The sequence below is a fragment of the Burkholderia pulmonis genome (assembly GCF_984667975.1).
In genome coordinates this window covers 1,201,195-1,217,281 of record NZ_OZ480187.1, presented here as the reverse complement: position 1 = coordinate 1,217,281, position 16,087 = coordinate 1,201,195, and the positions used below count along the sequence as shown (strand labels likewise).

Below are 16,087 nucleotides of genomic sequence, written 5' to 3'. Positions count from 1 at the left end.
CATGGCGCGCGCCCACGAGATGCTGACCGTCCAGTCCGGCGACGTGAAGCTCGCCGTCTACGTGAGCGGGTCGCGGCGCGCACCGCCGCTGATCCTCGTGCACGGCTACCCCGATTCGGCGGCCGTGTGGGCGCCGATCCGCGCGCGGCTCGCGAAGCGCTACCGCGTGATCGCGTACGACGTGCGCGGCGCCGGTGCGTCCGATGCGCCGCGCCGCCGCGCCGACTACACGCTCGAGCGGCTCGCCGGCGACCTGAAGGCGGTGGCCGATGCGACCTGCGGCGGCCGGCCGTTCCATCTCGTCGGCCACGACTGGGGGTCGATCCAGTGCTGGGAGGCCGTGACCGACCCCGCGTTCCGCGGCCGGATCGCGTCGTACACGTCGATCTCGGGCCCGTGCCTCGATCACGTGTTCCGCGCGAAGATGCGGCTCAGGCAGAGCCTGAAGTCGTGGTACATCGCGTTCTTCCACCTGCCGGTCGTGCCGTCCCTGATATGGCGGCTCGGCGGCGCGGCGCTGTGGCCGCAGTGGCTGCGGCTCACCGAACGCGTGCGCGCCGAGCGCGATCCCGTACAGTTGAAGAACGCGCTGAACGGAATGCAGATGTATCGGGCGAACTTCCTCGCGCGGGCCCGCAAGCCGCGCGAACGGTACGCACAGGCGCCGGTGCAGATCCTGGTGCCGGTGCGCGACCGCTACGTGACGCCGGAGATGTCGGTCGGCCTCGACCGCTGGCTCGGCGACCACGTGCGGGAGGAAATCGACGGCAGCCACTGGATCGTGCTGCGCCACCCCGACATGATCGCGCAGCGGATCGACCGCTTCGCGTCCGCGCAGGAGCGGCCGGCGGTGACAACCGCGGTTCAGCGCCCCGTCGGCGCCGGCAGGCGTCTGAACAGCGTCTCGTAGTCGACGACGAGCCCGTCGTCGTCGACGTCCATCTCGGCCGTGAAATGCCGGAAGATCCCTTCGTAGCGGTAGCGCCGGCCCGGCTCGATGCACGCGTAGGCCTGCTTGACCGGCGTGACCGTCAGGTCCGGCGTCGAGATGTACGCGACGTCGATCGGCTGCCGCTCGCCGCGGGCGAGCCCCAGGCGGCCGATCGGCAGCGAATTCGTGAACGGCGTCGCCGCGATGTCGATGTCGATGCAGCCGTCGAGTTCGGGCAGCGCACGGCCTGAACCGTCGCGCCAGTGGCCGGCGCCGTCGCTGTGCAACTCGAGCGTGCCGCCGCCCATCACCTTGAGCACCGCATAGGTCACGCGCCACTGCGCATCGCACTCGACGCGGTACGCGAGCCCGTACGCGCGGCCGTACCGCTGGCCGACCACCGCGCTTTCGACGACGATCGCACCGCTGCCCCGGTCGAACGTCAGATGTTCGACCCCGTCGCCTTCGAGCGACGCCCAACGCACTTCGCGCATCCTTCCGTCTCCCGGTTTCCCCAATACGGGGCATCGTCGCACAAATCCTGACTATCCAGAATTCCCTATTCCGGTGCATGGATTTGTGTCCTATGCTCGCGGCTCGTCCTGTTCCGCCGCCAACATGCCTACCGCCCGCCCCGCCTCGCCGTCGATCGACCTGCGCATCCTGCTGCGCGGGATCGGGCAGATCGTGCTGCAGGCGAACGCGCTCACCGGTGCGCTGCTGCTCGCCGCGCTCGCGCTGACCGACCTGCGGCTCGCGTGCGCGGCACTGGTCGGCTCGGCCGCCGCCACCCTGACCGCCGTGCTGGTAGGCGCCGAGCGGCGCGACGTCGAACAGGGGCTGCACGGCTTCAACGGCGCGCTCGCCGCGCTGATCGTCGTGCTGTCCGCGCCCCGCCCCCTCGCCGCCGTCGCGCTGGTGCCGCTGGTTGCGATCGGCGCGGCGCTCGTGCAGCGCGCGATGCGCGGGCTGCTCGCCCGCTGGCGCCAGTGCCCGTACTCGAGCCCGTGTCTCGCCGTCACCGCGCTGTGGCTGCCGTTTGTCGCGCTGCAACATGCGAGCGGCGAAGCGGCCGGCCCGGTGCTGACGCTTGTTTCCGCAGCCAATGCGCTTCTTTCGGGTCTTGCCCAGACCACCTTCGCGCAGGGCACGTGGGCCGGCGCGCTGATCGTCGCGGGCCTCGCCTTCGCGTCGCGCCGTGCGGCCGCGTTCGCACTCGGCGGCGCGATCGTGTCGACCGTGCTGCTGGTTGCGCTCGGCGCGAACGGCACGCTGTTCGCCGACGGCCTGCTCGGCTTCAACGGCGCGCTCGCCGCACTGGCGCTGATGCCGCGCGGCCCGCGCGCGGCACTTGCCGCCGCCGCGCTCGCCGCGCTGATCCAGTGGCTCGCGATGCGCGCGGGCATTCCCGTGTTCACGGCCCCGTTCGCGCTCGCGTCATGGGTGACCGTCATCATCGCGCGCCGCTTCACCCTCGGAGAACCCGATGTCGTCATTCGCACACCGTCCTGATGCCGTAAAGCCCGGCGGCCCGATCTCGGACGCCGAACGCACGCTGCGCGTCGATCTCGCCGCCGCCTACCGGCTCGTCGCGCTGAACGGCTGGGACGACCTGATCTACACGCACCTGTCCGCCACCGTGCCCGGCGAGCCCGGCCACTTCCTGATCAACCCGTTCGGCCTCACGTTCGACGAGGTGCGCGCATCGAACCTCGTGAAGATCGACCTGGCCGGCAACCGGATCGGCGACAGCGAGCATGCGGTCAACGTGACGGGTTTCGCGCTGCACGCGGCCGTGCACGCCGCGCGCGCCGATGCCGTCTGCGTGATGCATCTGCACAATACGCCCGGCATCGCGGTGTCGATCCAGCGCGACGGGCTGCTGCCCGCATCGCAGCACGCGCTGCGCTTTCACGGCGACCTCGCATACCACGACTACGAAGCGCTCGCGTTCTCGCCGGCCGAGGGCGCGCGGCTGACCGCGAGCCTCGGCGCGAAATCCGCGATGCTGTTGCGCAATCACGGCACGCTGACGGTCGGCCGCACCGTGGCCGAAGCCTATGTACTGATGGATACGCTGATCAAGGCGTGCGACATCCAGGTGCGCGCGCAAGCAGGCGGCGGGCCGCTCGTGCTGCCCGACCCGGCGATCGCGGACCGCACTGCCGAACAGCTGCGCGACGGCGGCGCGATCGAAGGCGAACTCGAATGGCCGGCGCTGCTGCGCCGCCTCGACCGGATCGATCCGTCGTATCGCGACTGACACCGTACCCGCATTCAACCGAATCGTTCAGTCCCAACCGGAGCATTTGTCATGCCGACTTTCAATATCCAGCTGTTCGAAGGCCGCACCGTCGACCAGAAGCGCGAATTCGTCGAAGCCATCACGCGCGTCACGTGCGAAACGCTCGGCTGCGCGCCGGGCTCGGTCGACATCATCCTGACCGACGTGAAGAAGGAGAACTGGGCGACGGCCGGCAAGCTGTGGAGCGACGAGCGCTGAGCATCGAGGGCGGCGTCGTTTCGACACCGCCCGCGCCCCCTGATTCACACGCTGCGGCGCCTGCAACGGGCGCTGCAAGCGGCCACCCCGGGCCGCTTGCGTTGTGCGCCCGCACATCGCTTTGTCACGCAATCGGCGCATAATGCCGGACAGACGCAGCAGCCAATGGCCACCCGACGAGGAGACCGCCATGGAAGCGAAGAACGAGGAAGTCGTCGCACACCTGCTCTCCGATGTCGTCGAATTCGCGCGCGGGCGCCTGCCCGAAGCCACGTTCCGGATCGTCGAACCCTTCCTGCGTCATTACTACGATTTCGTCGATGCCGACGATCTGCAGAACCGCAGCATCGCCGATCTGTACGGCGCCGCGATGGCGCACTGGCAGACCGCCCAGAAATACGTACCCGGCAGCGAACGGCTGCGCGTGTACAACCCGATCCTCGAACAGCACGGCTGGCATTCCGATCACACTGTGATCGAGATCGTCAACGACGACATGCCGTTCCTCGTCGATTCGGTGACGATGGCCGTCAACCGCCTCGGGCTCGCGCTGCATTCGGCGTTGCACCCGGTGTTCCGCATCTGGCGCGGCGCGGGCGGCGGCATCGAGCGCGTCGACGCAGGCGGCGCGACGCCCGGCGACGGCCAGTCGCAGCTCGCGTCGTTCATCCATTTCGAAGTCGACCGCTGCGGCGACGCCGCGTTGCTCGACACGCTGCGCGAAGACATCGCGCGCGTGCTCGGCGACGTGCGCGCATCGGTTGAAGACTGGCCGAAGATCGTCGACATCGCACGCGCGACGATCAAGGAAATGAAGGCGCGCGAATCGACCGCGGAAGACATCGAGGCGCGTGCGTTCCTCGAATGGATGTCCGCCGATCACTTCACGTTCCTCGGCCAGCGCGACTACGCACTGGTCTCGGACGGTGCGGGCTTCGGCCTGCGCGGCATCGAGGGCTCGGGCTACGGCATCCTGCGCGAATCGCTGCGCACGTCCGGTGCGCCCGACGTGACGCCGCTGCCGCAGGCCGCCGCCGACATCATCACCGGTGCGTGGCCGATCTTCCTGACCAAGGCGAATTCACGCGCGACCGTGCACCGCCCCGGCTACCTCGACTACGTGGGCGTGAAACTCGTCGGCGCCGACGGCAAGGTCACCGGCGAGCGCCGCTTCATCGGGCTCTACACGTCGACCGCGTACATGGTGTCGAGCGCCGAGATCCCGATCGTGCGGCGCAAGTGCGCGAACATCGTGCGACGCGCGGGCTTCCTGCCCAAGGGGCATCTCGGCAAGTCGCTCGTGACGGTGCTCGAAACCTATCCGCGCGACGAACTGTTCCAGGCCGACGAAGACCAGCTCTACGACATCGCGCTCGGCATCCTGCGCCTGCAGGAACACCAGCGCACGCGGCTGTTCGTGCGGCGCGACCGGTTCGACCGCTTCGTGTCGTGCCTCGCGTTCGTGCCGCGCGACAAGTACAACACCGACCTGCGCCGCCGCATCGCGAAGCTGCTGGTCGACGCGTATAACGGCGTGAACGTCGAATTCACGCCGCTGCTGTCGGAGTCGGCGATCGCACGCATTCATTTCGTCGTGCATGCGGAACCGGGCACGATGCCCGACGTCGACACGCGCGAGCTCGAAACGCGGCTCGTGCAGGTCACGCGCCGCTGGCAGGACGATCTCGCCGACGCGCTGCTCGACGCGTTCGGCGAAGAGCAAGGCAACCGCCTGCTGCAGCGCTATGCCGATTCGTTCCCGGCCGGCTATCGCGACGACTATCCGGCGCGCACGGCGGTGCGCGACATCGAGCTGATCGAGCGCGTGAAGGACACGGGCCAGCTCGCGATGAACCTGTACCGGCCGATCGAGGCCGAGCCGCGCGCGTTCCGCTTCAAGGTCTATCGCGCGGGCGACCCGATCGCGCTGTCGCGCAGCCTGCCGATGCTCGAACATCTCGGCGTGCGCGTCGACGAAGAGCGGCCGTACCGGATCCAGACGCAGGACGCCGCGCACGCGTGGGTGCACGACTTCGGCCTCGAGCTCGCCGACGATACCGAGTTCGACATCGAGCGCGTGAAAGGCCTGTTCGAGGATGCGTTCGACCGGATCTGGAGCGGCCGGATCGAGAACGACGATTTCAACCGCCTCGTGCTGCGCGCTCATTTGAGCGCACGCGAAGTGACGATCCTGCGCGCGTATGCGAAATACCTGCGGCAGGTCGGCTCGACGTTCAGCGATGCGTATATCGAACGTGCGCTGACCGGCAATCCGGCGATCGCGCGGCAACTCGTCGAACTGTTCCTGCTGCGCTTCGATCCGGCCACGGGCGACACGCGCGACGTGCAGGCCGAACGGCTGCTGAAGGCGATCGAAGGCGCGCTCGATCAGGTGCCGAACCTCGACGAGGACCGCATCCTGCGCCAGTTCCTCGGCGTGATCAACGCGACCGAGCGCACGAACTACTTCCTCGCCGACGCAAACGGCGAATCAAAGCCGTACCTGTCGTTCAAGTTCAATCCGGCGAAAGTGCCGGGCCTGCCCGAGCCGAAACCGATGTTCGAGATCTGGGTGTACTCGCCGCGTGTCGAGGGCGTACACCTGCGCGGCGGACGCGTCGCGCGCGGCGGCCTGCGCTGGTCGGATCGTCGCGAGGATTTCCGCACCGAAGTGCTCGGGCTGATGAAGGCCCAGATGGTGAAGAACGTCGTGATCGTGCCGGTCGGCTCGAAAGGCGGCTTCGTCGTGAAGAACCCGCCGTCGCCGAGCGATCGCGAAGCATGGATGCGCGAAGGCATCGCGTGCTACCAGACCTTCCTGCGCGGGCTGCTCGACCTGACCGACAACCTGGTGAGCAACGCGATCGTGCCGCCGCCCGACGTGGTGCGCCACGACCCCGACGATCCGTACCTGGTCGTCGCCGCCGACAAGGGCACGGCCACCTTCTCCGACTACGCGAACGCGATCTCGCACGAATACGGCTTCTGGCTCGACGACGCGTTCGCGTCCGGCGGCTCGGTCGGCTACGACCACAAGAAGATGGCGATCACCGCGCGCGGTGCGTGGGAATCGGTGAAGCGGCACTTCCGCGAGATGGGCATCGATACGCAGACGACCGACTTCACCGTGGTCGGCGTCGGCGACATGTCGGGCGACGTGTTCGGCAACGGGATGCTGCTGTCGCCGCATATCCGGCTCGTCGCCGCGTTCGATCACCGGCACGTGTTCCTCGACCCGAACCCCGATCCCGCGACGAGCTTCGCGGAGCGCGAGCGGATGTTCGCGCTCGAACGCTCGAGCTGGGCCGACTACGATTCGGCTGCGATCTCCGCGGGCGGCGGCGTGTATCCGCGCACCGCGAAGACGATTCCGCTGTCGCCGGCCGTACAAGCCGCGCTCGGCATCGACGCGCACGCGCTGCCGCCGACCGAGCTGATCCGCGCGATCCTGCAGGCGCCGGTCGACCTGTTGTACAACGGCGGCATCGGTACCTACGTGAAGGCCGCGCGCGAAACCCACCTGCAGGTCGGCGACCGCGCGAGCGACGCGGTGCGCGTGAACGGCGCGGACCTGCGCTGCAAGGTCGTCGGCGAAGGCGGCAACCTCGGCTGCACGCAGTTCGGCCGCATCGAGTTCGCGCAGCGCGGCGGGCGCATCAACACCGACGCGATCGACAACTCGGCCGGCGTCGATTGTTCGGATCACGAAGTCAACATCAAGATCCTGCTCGGGCTCGTCGTGTCGGACGGCGAAATGACCGAGAAGCAGCGCAACGCCCTGCTCGCGGAGATGACCGACGAAGTCGGGCTGCTCGTGCTGCGCGACAACTACTACCAGACGCAGGCGCTGTCGATCGCGGGCCGCTATGCGGTCGAATTGCTCGACGCCGAGGCGCGCCTGATGCGCTGGCTCGAACGCGCGGGCCGGCTGAACCGCGTGATCGAATTCCTGCCGACCGACGACGAAGTCGCCGAGCGACAGGCCGCGAAGCTCGGCCTCACGTCGCCGGAGCGCGCGGTGCTGCTCGCGTACAGCAAGATGTGGCTCTACGACGCGCTGCTCGAATCCGATGTGCCCGAGGATCCGCTGGTTGCCGCGATGCTCGTCGACTACTTCCCGAAACCGCTGCAGCAGCGTTTCAGCGAGCCGATGCGCCGCCATCCGCTTCGCCGCGAGATCCTCGCGACGCACCTGACCAACGCGCTCGTGAACCGCGTCGGCTGCGCGTTCGTGCACCGGCTGATGGAGGAGACCGACGCGAAGCCGGGCGACATCGTGCGCGCGTGCATCATGGCGCGAGACGTGTTCGATCTCGATGCGGTGTGGCGCGACATCGACGCGCTCGACAATCGTGTGGCCGACGACGTGCAGGCACGCATGTTCGTCGACGTGGCGCGGTTGCTGGAGCGCGCGGCGCTGTGGTTCCTGCGGCACCTGCAGTCCGGCGCGGTGGCCGACGGCGGGGTCGCCGAGCTGATCGCCCGTTGCCGCGATGCGGCAGAGCGGCTCGCGCCGCAACTGCCGTCGTTGCTGCCGGCCGACGATCTCGAAGCGCTGTCCGAGCGGCAGCGCGTGCTGGTCGACGCCGGGGTCGACAGCGCTCTCGCGGTGCGCGTCGCGAGCGGCGACATTTCAGCCGCGCTGCTCGACATCGCCGAAGTGGCCGCAACCTGCAACCGCAGCCTCGAACTCGTCGCGGGCGTCTATTTCTCGCTCGGCACGCTGCTCAATTACGGGTGGATCAGCGAGCGCGCGGCGAACCTGCCGACGCCGACGCACTGGGACATGCTCGCGCGCGCGGCCGCACTCGCGGAAGTCGCACGGCTGAAGCGCACGCTGACGACGAGCGCGCTCGCGGAATCGCCGGATTCGACGACGCCGGAGACGATCGTCGGCGCGTGGCGCGAACGCCGCGAGGCCGCCCTCGCCCGCTACGAGCACCTGCTCACGGACCTGCGCGCATCGGGCGGTGCGAGCCTTGCGGTGCTGCTCGTGGTCGTGCGCGAAATGGCCGTGCTCGAACGCGCGTGACCGGTGTCACGCGCGCGCCGGTTCAGACCGTCGCGACCAGCAGCTCTTCCGCGTTGTTCGGCGGCCGCAGGCCGTCCGTGCGATCGGCGAAATAGCGGCGCGTCAGGTCGCCAGCCGATACGTGCTCGGCCTGCGCGAAGCCGGCCTCCAGTGCGAGCGCCTGGATCTGCGCCGGCATGAAGAAGCTGATGAACGGCGTGCCGCTCGCGCGTGCACCCTTCGCCGCCATTTCGAGCCCCGGACGCACGTCCGGATCCGCGTTTTCCAGCGGCAGCAGGAACGTCATCGCGAGCGTCGAGCCCGGCGCGAGCGACGCGACTTCGCGCAGCGCCGCCGCGTTCGCTTCGCGCGTCAGGTACATGCTGACGCCGGTGGACACGACGACCGCCGGTTTGCCGGCATCGAAACCCGCGCCGACGAGCGCGTCGCGCCACGACGCCTTCGCCTCGAAATCGACCGGCACGAAACGCAGCCAGTCGGGCACGCCGAAACCAAGCTCGACCAGGCGACGCTGTTTCCATCGCTGCGGCGCCGGCGGGTCGACTTCGAACACGGTCACGCGCGACGCCATGTCCGGCCGGCGCTGCACGAAGCTGTCGAGCCCCGCGCCGAGGATCACGTACTGGCTCACGCCGTGCGCGGCCTGTTCGGCCACGAGATCCTCGATGAAGCGCGCCCGCGCGACGATCGACGCGCGAAACGGCCGCGTGAACTGCGGATCCATGTCGCCGCGCTGCTGCCAGCCCGGCTCCGGCGCGAGCAACTGCAGCCCCACTTCGTCGGACAGCACATGCGGCGGCGCGTCGAGCTCGACGTGCAGCGCGCGCCACAGCGCGACGCGGGCGGCCGTGCTGTCGGGGGCGTCTTCGCGGATGTCGGTCATGCCGGCCTCACTCGCCCTGCTTGCCCGGCGCCTGCAGGCGCCACACGCGGCCGTCCGGGTCGCGTACGGTCATGTCGCGCGTGCCCCAGTGCGTATCCTCGAACGGCGTGACGACATCGACGATCGGCTGCGGCTGCACCGCCTGCTCGTCGGACACCTTGAGCACGACCTGCATGTCCGGCGTCTCGCTCGGCGGCACTTCGGCGATGAACAGGAACGGACCGTCGCCGCTGCGCAACTGGCCCGACTGGTGATCGGTTTCGAACTCCAGCCTGAAGCCCAGCGCCTGGAAGAACTTCGCCGACTTGCCCCAGTTGTGCGTCGTCAGGTACACGGCTTCGATTCGCTCGGATGACATGTCACTCCTCCTTGTTGGACGGTTCCGCACCCGGCGGCACGGCCAGGTACGCGCGCAACGCATCGGCCACCAGCGCGGACAGCGATTGCTCCGTTTCGATGGCGCGATACTTGACCTGCCGGATCAGGCCGAGCGGCAGGTACACGTTGAATTGCTTCACTTCTTCGTCGGTCATGGAAGCTAGTATGCTAGCAATCTAGCAAAAGTCAATCGTGGTCATGCAGAAGATGGAGGCACGCGCCGCCGGGTCTGACCAATGCGATCGCGACAACAAGCACCCCATTTATATCGCCACAACCCGCTATATGGACTCCGTCTCATCATGCTCAATAATCGACTCCACTTCTACCAAAAATGACAGTTGTAAAGCGCTCGTACGCGAACTAATCTGAATGGGCTGCAGTCGAGTTAAATTAAAATCGAATCTCGCGCTTTTTAAAACTATCCCGGCATTCGTTGACATGATCGCGTGCAATGTCTCGATTTCCGTCGATCAATTTCGCTCGCCGTTAAAAAATTAAACAATACCGCCCCGGAGTTACCATGAATGTCAGCAATGTCTCGAGTTCGGGTCGACGTATCTCCCGGTGGGCGGCAGCGATTTATGCGGGCGCTTTTATATCGGCGACCGGGGCCGCTCTGCCAGCGCACGCCATGGGCGCCGACAGCGGCGAATGCGACACGCCGACAACACCATTCTGCGATGCATTGATGAACCCGTTGCCAGGATGGCCCGGCCACGTTTTCAAGCTGTCGCAGAATTATCCCGATACGCCGCCAAAAGATTACGAGCCGTGGCGTAAATACGACCCGATAACCGATACCAAACGCTATATCCTTTCGGCTCTCACGTATTTCTATGAAGGAAATATTCGAGGGAACCCGGCCGAAAGCGAATCCAATTTCGATCCAGCACTCAATTCGAGGCGCACCTGGTATCACGCCCCCTGGCAGGATTACGGCAAGGAAGGGCGCGAGTTCATCCATGGATTGACGCGGGAACGTGTATCGGCACCGCTCGAACTCGCCAAAACACAGAAGTCATACTGGAATAACTACGCGGTCGGCTTCTACAACGCACCGGGCGGCGTCACGTTCGGGAAGGTCTGGATGAATCACGGGAATCCCGATACGACTGCAGGACTCTTTCCCGAAGGAACCGTTTCGGGGAAGCTGCTTTTCACGACGGCCACCCCTAACGAGGTTCCCTATCTCGCCGGCGCGCCCGAATGGAAGGCCTATGTTTATTGCGATGTGCACGACCAGAACCCGACGCAGGACAGCAAGCGCTGTGTCACGACGGTTCGCTTGCTGCAGATCGACATTGCGGTGAAGGACAACCGCTCGAAGGACACCGGTTGGGTATTCGGTACCTTCGTCTACGGAGGCGGCAAGCCGCCGAAAACAAGTTTGTCAAAGCACTCGGAACTCGCCGTCGGCGACGGGCGGCCGAAAGTGAAACCGCTCAGGAATTGGGAACAGGTTTATCCCGTCGGTGTCATGTGGGGCAATGATCCCGGGTTCACGGGGTCCGGCAAGCTGAAGCAGACATGGCTCAATCCGGATGTCGTGCTGCCCCATTACGGCTATCAGAACCGCCTGAACGGTCCGGTCGACAACCCGAGATCGGCTTGCATGTCGTGTCACTCGACCTCCCAGTGGCCGCTAAGTGCAAGCCTGGTCCCGCCCAAGGGGGCATCCCAATATGTCACCGCATGGTGGTTCCGCAACATCCCTTCGGGGACGCCATTCGGACCGGGGATGCCACCGGAACCGCCACCGCCGGGCACACAACCCGCGAGCGACAATGTGCACCGGGTATCGCTCGATTATTCGCTGCAGCTCGCCGGCGGCATCAGAAACTTCTTTGAAGCCAATCCGAAGCTCATCCAGAAAATGTTTCCAGAGTCATCCGCAGCCGATGTCAAGGCATACCTTGGCAATCCGGTCTCCCGGTCCGGCGACGAATAGTCTCGAGGACGGGCACGCGTAGAGATTTCGCGTGACTCGGGATCATCAGGAATGAAGCGAGGGCTCGGGACTGTCCCGTGCGAGCCGTTGCAGCGTCCGCACGCCATGGAGAATTGACTTGCGGCCCTCGGCGCAACCATCGTCAGAACCAGGAGTCTCCGCTTAGGAGAACACAATATGATGCAACCGGGAAAATGCCACGTCGACTTACTACGCGTCGCGATGCTGATTGCGGCGGCCGTGTCGCTCACGATCTACCCTGTCGCCGGGATGAGCAGCACCGCTGGTGGTAACGCGAACGATCCGATCGAGATCAGCTCCTCGCTCCCCAAGGATCTCAATAATTCCGACGCGCCGCATGCGACATTGCAACAGGCCGCCACCTTTGCCTGGAATCAGTTCATTGCGCTGAACTGGCCCGCACTTGCCAAGGACACCAACAATCAAAAGCGCGATTATCCGGACACGAGCTTGCCGTTTGGCGACCCCCAGTACAAAGACCCTCTCGTCTGGCATACCTTTCGCGGAAAAGTTGAGATATTCCCGACCGACAATTCCAAGGCCTTTGCGAAAGGAGCGGCCAGCGATTACGGCTACGACGACAGGCCGAATTACAGCTATGGCCAAGGAAATGTCGCCCCCGTTTCCGGTCCGGCGCCCTGGATCAATCTCGACGAGAACAGCCAGATCGGCCTGAATAAAATTTATGCCGGCGTCGTGTCGAGCACGCAGCTGGATAAAAATGCACAAATTCTCTTCATGGCAAAGGCCAATAGAAATGAATACAGGTACATTACCGCAAACAAATGGTGGAATCCGGTAGCCCCCGACCCCAAACGGTCGAATCCGCAAGACTCCGTCCCGACCATATTCCAGGCGACCGCCGATTTCGTCAAAGCATACAAACGTGACCCGGTAGCCGGCTCTACCAATTGCGATGGCAACCCGTCCAAAGCCAGGTGCGTCAGCCTCCCCCTGGACTCCATTGAAATCAAGGCGGCATGGAGAAGGTTGACTCCTGACGAAATAAAATCCGGGCGATTCTATACAACGCTGACCCGTCACTACGAAAGTGCAGACGACGGGAAAAACATCAAGGCCACCGACGAAGTCATGGGGCTTGTCGGATTGCACATCATCAGAAAAACCAAATCTGCCCCCTATTTTATTTATACGACATTCGAGCAGGCCGACAATATAACGGACGCCGACGGGAATGCGATCGAAGATGAAGATGGAAATTACAAGAGCGCACTGAAGAACGTAACGCCGATGACGCCAAACGTAATCTCCAGCAACGCCACCCCGAACGCACCTCAAACATTCGAGCATCAGGGAAATTACCCTCTGCAACCCAACAAACAGCTTTACTATCAGAACATCAAAGACACCAAAGATCACAGTTCCGGCCTGCTCAATGACGGGATAATTCTCGTCAACAAAAGAATCAATGACATACCAGACGAAATAATAAATGCTAACAAGCAGGCCCACGACAAGATTCGATCATATGCGGCCTCCAGGAATTTCAAATCTCCGCCGGTTTGGCTGTACTACAAGCTCATCAATGTTCAAAACACACCGCTCGGGGAAAAGATTTCCGGAATCGACCGATTTCCACGCTCGACCTACTATCAAGCCAATAGCGTCATCGAAACCGACTACAATCTTCAGCGGTTCAGTGGGGAATTTAATGACTTCCGGAATAAAAAATTCACCATTACCGACTTCACCAAAAGCGGAAACAATCTGACCAACGTTTCACACGGCGGGAACAGCCTCAACATGGGTGGTTGCATGGGTTGTCATGGCAATGCCCAGGCTGCCGGCTCCGGTTTCAGCTTTATCTTTCTTGATTCACCCGTGACCGCCCCGGAGTGGGACACCAAATCCCTGAACGACAGTAAATTTCGCCGATTCATGAATTACCTGGCTCGTCCATAACAGCCCTTATATTTCAATCAGGCATCGGGAGGGTTTTTCAAACAATATCGAACCCTGTCTTGCGAGGCATCCGATAGGTAATTTAACCATTGATTAACGAGACCATCATGTCGAACACCATCAACATCCTTGTTGCGGTAAACACGACCGGCGCACTCGGCGCAAGCAACGGCGAGATCCCAGGCAAAGGCGTCGGCGACTTCGTATATATGGCGGACGACTCCGACACCACATACCCGGCAGCCCAAAATTACAAGACCGAGGGCACCGACGAACTGCTCACGTACTGCCAGGACGGGGACACCCTCATTTGGCGCGTTTATTCAATCAATCAACAGCCAAGCATCGCCATTACAGGGATTACCGGCGACGTGGATTCCAAGTTCAATGAATTCAAGCCCCAAGCAATATTCGGGCATGACGGCCAATGGTGGTCTGCCGTCGTTCATGGCACCGGAACCAGCGTTCAATACTCGGTCAACCTGTCGATAGGCGGTGTGCCGGTATCGTTTGATCCGCATATCACGTCGGTCGAACCTGAGTACGCGAAGCGCTAGTCGCGCGACACGGGGCAGCCGGCCGCGGTCGTGCGCGGCAGCCTGCCCGCGCGTCACCGGGCCACGTACGTCCGACGCAGCAGCTGCGCGCAGCCACGTTCGCGCTATTGCGCGCTGCGCGCCACGAGCCGCGCAAACAGCGCGTCGAGATCGAATCCGTCCGTATTGATGCCGATCGTGTCGCGCAGGCACGCGCCCCACTCGGCCGCGTTGTCGAACGTGACGGAGCGCCCCGCGCCCGCCGCGTCGCGCAGCGTCAGCATGGTGTTGCGCAGCGCGGCGCGGCCGTCCGGCAGCACGCGGCAAGCGATCAGGTCATGCAGGAAGATCGAGTCGGGATAAGTCGACGTGAACCAGTTCGCGGCGTCGTAATCGATCCACTCGACCTGCTTCGGCTGGAAGCGATAGGTGGTCTGCCAGCCGTCCGGCGTCTCGAACTGCATGTCGAACTCGCCGTCGACCGGCGCGGCGACGACGCGGAACGCGCCGTGCGGCGTCAGTTGCCGCTCGTCCGGCACGAAACGCAGCGGCGCCGTCAGCGTCGCACTGCCGAAACCGATGTCCGCGAGCCACGCTTCGCCGTCGAGATCGATACGCAGCAGCATGTGCGTATGCGCGGCGGGCACTTCCGGCGGCCGCAACCAGCGCACGCGCGCGATCATCGGCGTCACGCGAAAGCCGATCGTCGTGAGTGCGGTATAGAACAGCTTGTTGAGTTCGAAGCAGTAGCCGCCGCGGCGGCGCTCGATCACCTTGTCGACGATCGCGGGCAGGTCGAGCGCGACAGGCGCGCCGGTCAACGGATTGAGGTTTTCGAACGGGATCGCCTGCGGATGCAGCAGATGCAGTCGGCGCAGCACGTCGAGCGTCGGCTCGGCCGGGCCGTCGTAGCCGATGCGGGAGAAATAGCGCGAGAGGTCGAACGAGTCAGTCATGAACCGGCACCGATAAAAGGGACACGCCACGATAGCATCGCGCGAAATCCCCATGTTGTGCAGGACGATCGTTCGTTGCCGCGCGCGATGCCGGCACCGCATCGCGCGCGCCCCCGCACGACGTTACGGCAGCAGCTTCAGCGCGGACGATGCGACCGACGGCACCGAAATGCCCTGGCTCGTCGCGAACTGCACGGCCTGGCTCAGCGTCGCGGCAAGCGACTGCAACTGGCCCGGCGCGCTTTGCGCGATATACGACGCGGCCTGCATGTTCTGCGGATTCAGGCCCGACTGCAGCAGCGACGCCGCGCTCGTCGAACCGAGATTGCCGAGCCCCGACTGCAGCTGCGCATACTGCGTGAGCCCCTGCCCGAGCGACGTCAGGCCGCTACTGAACGCCTGCTTGTCGATCGGGCCGTGCGTTGCGCCACCGCTCGCGAACGCCTGGCCGAGCGCCTGCGACACCGACTGCTGCGCGCCGCCCATCTGCGACAGCGCGGCCGGCGTCAGCGCATCGCCGCCGGACAGCTGGCTCGCGGCCTGCTGCGCCTGCCCGGCCGCCCCCGTCAGCCCCATCGCCGATGCGAGCGACGACTGGCCGGACAGCACCTGCTGGTTTGCGCCGACATAAGCCTGCAGCAACTGCGTGACCCCGCCCTGCGCGGGTGCGGCCTGCTGCTGCCCGCCGCCGCCGAGCAGCGATGCGCCGATCGACTGCAGGTCGAGCTGCGCGTGTGCGGCGCTGCTGATCAGGATGCCGAACGCGATGCCTGCCGAGGCCAGGTGGCGGCCCGTCGCGCGAATGTGCTTCATGTTGTGTATCCCTCGTGCCGGAATGATTAGGCCGATATTGTCGAAGCGCGTCGCGCGCCGCCGCAACGACTGAAACACATCGAAACGAAATCAGGCCGCACGGCCGCTTGCAATTCCGCGACCGGAGGACACCGTCGCACGGATTCGCGCACGTTCGCTG

The 16,087-nt window shown here is 64.9% G+C and carries 14 protein-coding genes; 8 read left to right on the top strand and 6 right to left on the bottom strand.

Annotated elements, in window-relative coordinates:
* Nucleotide 1 precedes the first annotated feature (1 nt).
* The gene (locus AC5LXK_RS22225; protein ID WP_493393634.1) at nt 2-910 is read left to right on the top strand and encodes an alpha/beta fold hydrolase; all 909 of its coding nucleotides are present in this window, start codon (nt 2-4) and stop codon (nt 908-910) included.
* Here AC5LXK_RS22225 and AC5LXK_RS22220 read toward each other — a convergent pair.
* Nucleotides 865-1,425, bottom strand: coding sequence for a putative glycolipid-binding domain-containing protein (locus AC5LXK_RS22220; RefSeq protein ID WP_493393633.1), 561 nt, complete (start codon nt 1,423-1,425; stop codon nt 865-867). The two genes, AC5LXK_RS22225 and AC5LXK_RS22220, sit on opposite strands and share 46 nt — an antisense overlap.
* A 124-nt stretch (nt 1,426-1,549) precedes the next feature.
* On the opposite strand from AC5LXK_RS22220, the gene AC5LXK_RS22215 reads away from it, so the two are divergent.
* The 4 genes from AC5LXK_RS22215 (at nt 1,550) to AC5LXK_RS22200 (ending at nt 8,466) form a co-directional block, all read left to right on the top strand.
* Nucleotides 1,550-2,443 (top strand): urea transporter, encoded by an 894-nt coding sequence (locus AC5LXK_RS22215; RefSeq protein ID WP_493393632.1) that lies wholly within the window; start codon nt 1,550-1,552, stop codon nt 2,441-2,443.
* Complete coding sequence (locus AC5LXK_RS22210; RefSeq protein ID WP_493393631.1) at nt 2,418-3,194, top strand: class II aldolase/adducin family protein; 777 nt, start codon at nt 2,418-2,420, stop codon at nt 3,192-3,194. The genes AC5LXK_RS22215 and AC5LXK_RS22210 overlap by 26 nt, the downstream gene beginning before the upstream one ends.
* Nucleotides 3,195-3,245: 51 nt before the next feature.
* Nucleotides 3,246-3,434, top strand: a complete 189-nt coding sequence (locus tag AC5LXK_RS22205; protein WP_011354745.1) for a 4-oxalocrotonate tautomerase — start codon at nt 3,246-3,248, stop codon at nt 3,432-3,434.
* Between the two features lie 190 nt (nt 3,435-3,624).
* Complete coding sequence (locus tag AC5LXK_RS22200; protein ID WP_493393630.1) at nt 3,625-8,466, top strand: NAD-glutamate dehydrogenase; 4,842 nt, start codon at nt 3,625-3,627, stop codon at nt 8,464-8,466.
* Nucleotides 8,467-8,488: 22 nt separating this feature from the next.
* On the opposite strand, the gene AC5LXK_RS22195 is transcribed toward AC5LXK_RS22200, so the two are convergent.
* The 3 genes from AC5LXK_RS22195 to AC5LXK_RS22185 are packed head-to-tail and all read right to left on the bottom strand — an operon-like array spanning nt 8,489 to nt 9,882.
* Nucleotides 8,489-9,349 carry a class I SAM-dependent methyltransferase gene (locus AC5LXK_RS22195; protein WP_493393629.1) on the bottom strand — a complete coding sequence of 287 codons (861 nt, stop codon included), beginning with the start codon at nt 9,347-9,349 and terminating at the stop codon, nt 8,489-8,491.
* A gap of 7 nt (nt 9,350-9,356) precedes the next feature.
* A complete protein-coding gene (locus AC5LXK_RS22190; protein ID WP_493393628.1) occupies nt 9,357-9,707 on the bottom strand; it encodes a VOC family protein in 351 nt (116 codons plus the stop codon).
* Nucleotide 9,708: 1 nt separating this feature from the next.
* The gene (locus tag AC5LXK_RS22185) at nt 9,709-9,882 is read right to left on the bottom strand and encodes a CopG family transcriptional regulator (protein WP_493393627.1); all 174 of its coding nucleotides are present in this window, start codon (nt 9,880-9,882) and stop codon (nt 9,709-9,711) included.
* A 368-nt stretch (nt 9,883-10,250) separates the two neighbouring features.
* Between AC5LXK_RS22185 and AC5LXK_RS22180 the strand changes: the two genes are divergently transcribed.
* The 3 genes from AC5LXK_RS22180 (at nt 10,251) to AC5LXK_RS22170 (ending at nt 14,179) form a co-directional block, all read left to right on the top strand.
* Nucleotides 10,251-11,678, top strand: a complete 1,428-nt coding sequence (locus AC5LXK_RS22180) for a hypothetical protein (RefSeq protein WP_493393626.1) — start codon at nt 10,251-10,253, stop codon at nt 11,676-11,678.
* A gap of 177 nt (nt 11,679-11,855) precedes the next feature.
* Entirely contained in the window at nt 11,856-13,622 is a 1,767-nt protein-coding gene (locus tag AC5LXK_RS22175) for a hypothetical protein (protein WP_493393625.1), read from the top strand.
* Between the two features lie 107 nt (nt 13,623-13,729).
* Entirely contained in the window at nt 13,730-14,179 is a 450-nt protein-coding gene (locus AC5LXK_RS22170) for a DUF8788 domain-containing protein (RefSeq protein ID WP_493393624.1), read from the top strand.
* Nucleotides 14,180-14,283: 104 nt separating this feature from the next.
* On the opposite strand, the gene AC5LXK_RS22165 is transcribed toward AC5LXK_RS22170, so the two are convergent.
* Entirely contained in the window at nt 14,284-15,114 is an 831-nt protein-coding gene (locus tag AC5LXK_RS22165; RefSeq protein ID WP_493393623.1) for an arylamine N-acetyltransferase family protein, read from the bottom strand.
* 123 nt (nt 15,115-15,237) lie between these two features.
* On the bottom strand, nt 15,238-15,927 hold the full coding sequence (locus AC5LXK_RS22160; protein WP_493393622.1) for a hypothetical protein: 690 nt from the start codon (nt 15,925-15,927) through the stop codon (nt 15,238-15,240).
* Nucleotides 15,928-16,087 lie beyond the last annotated feature (160 nt).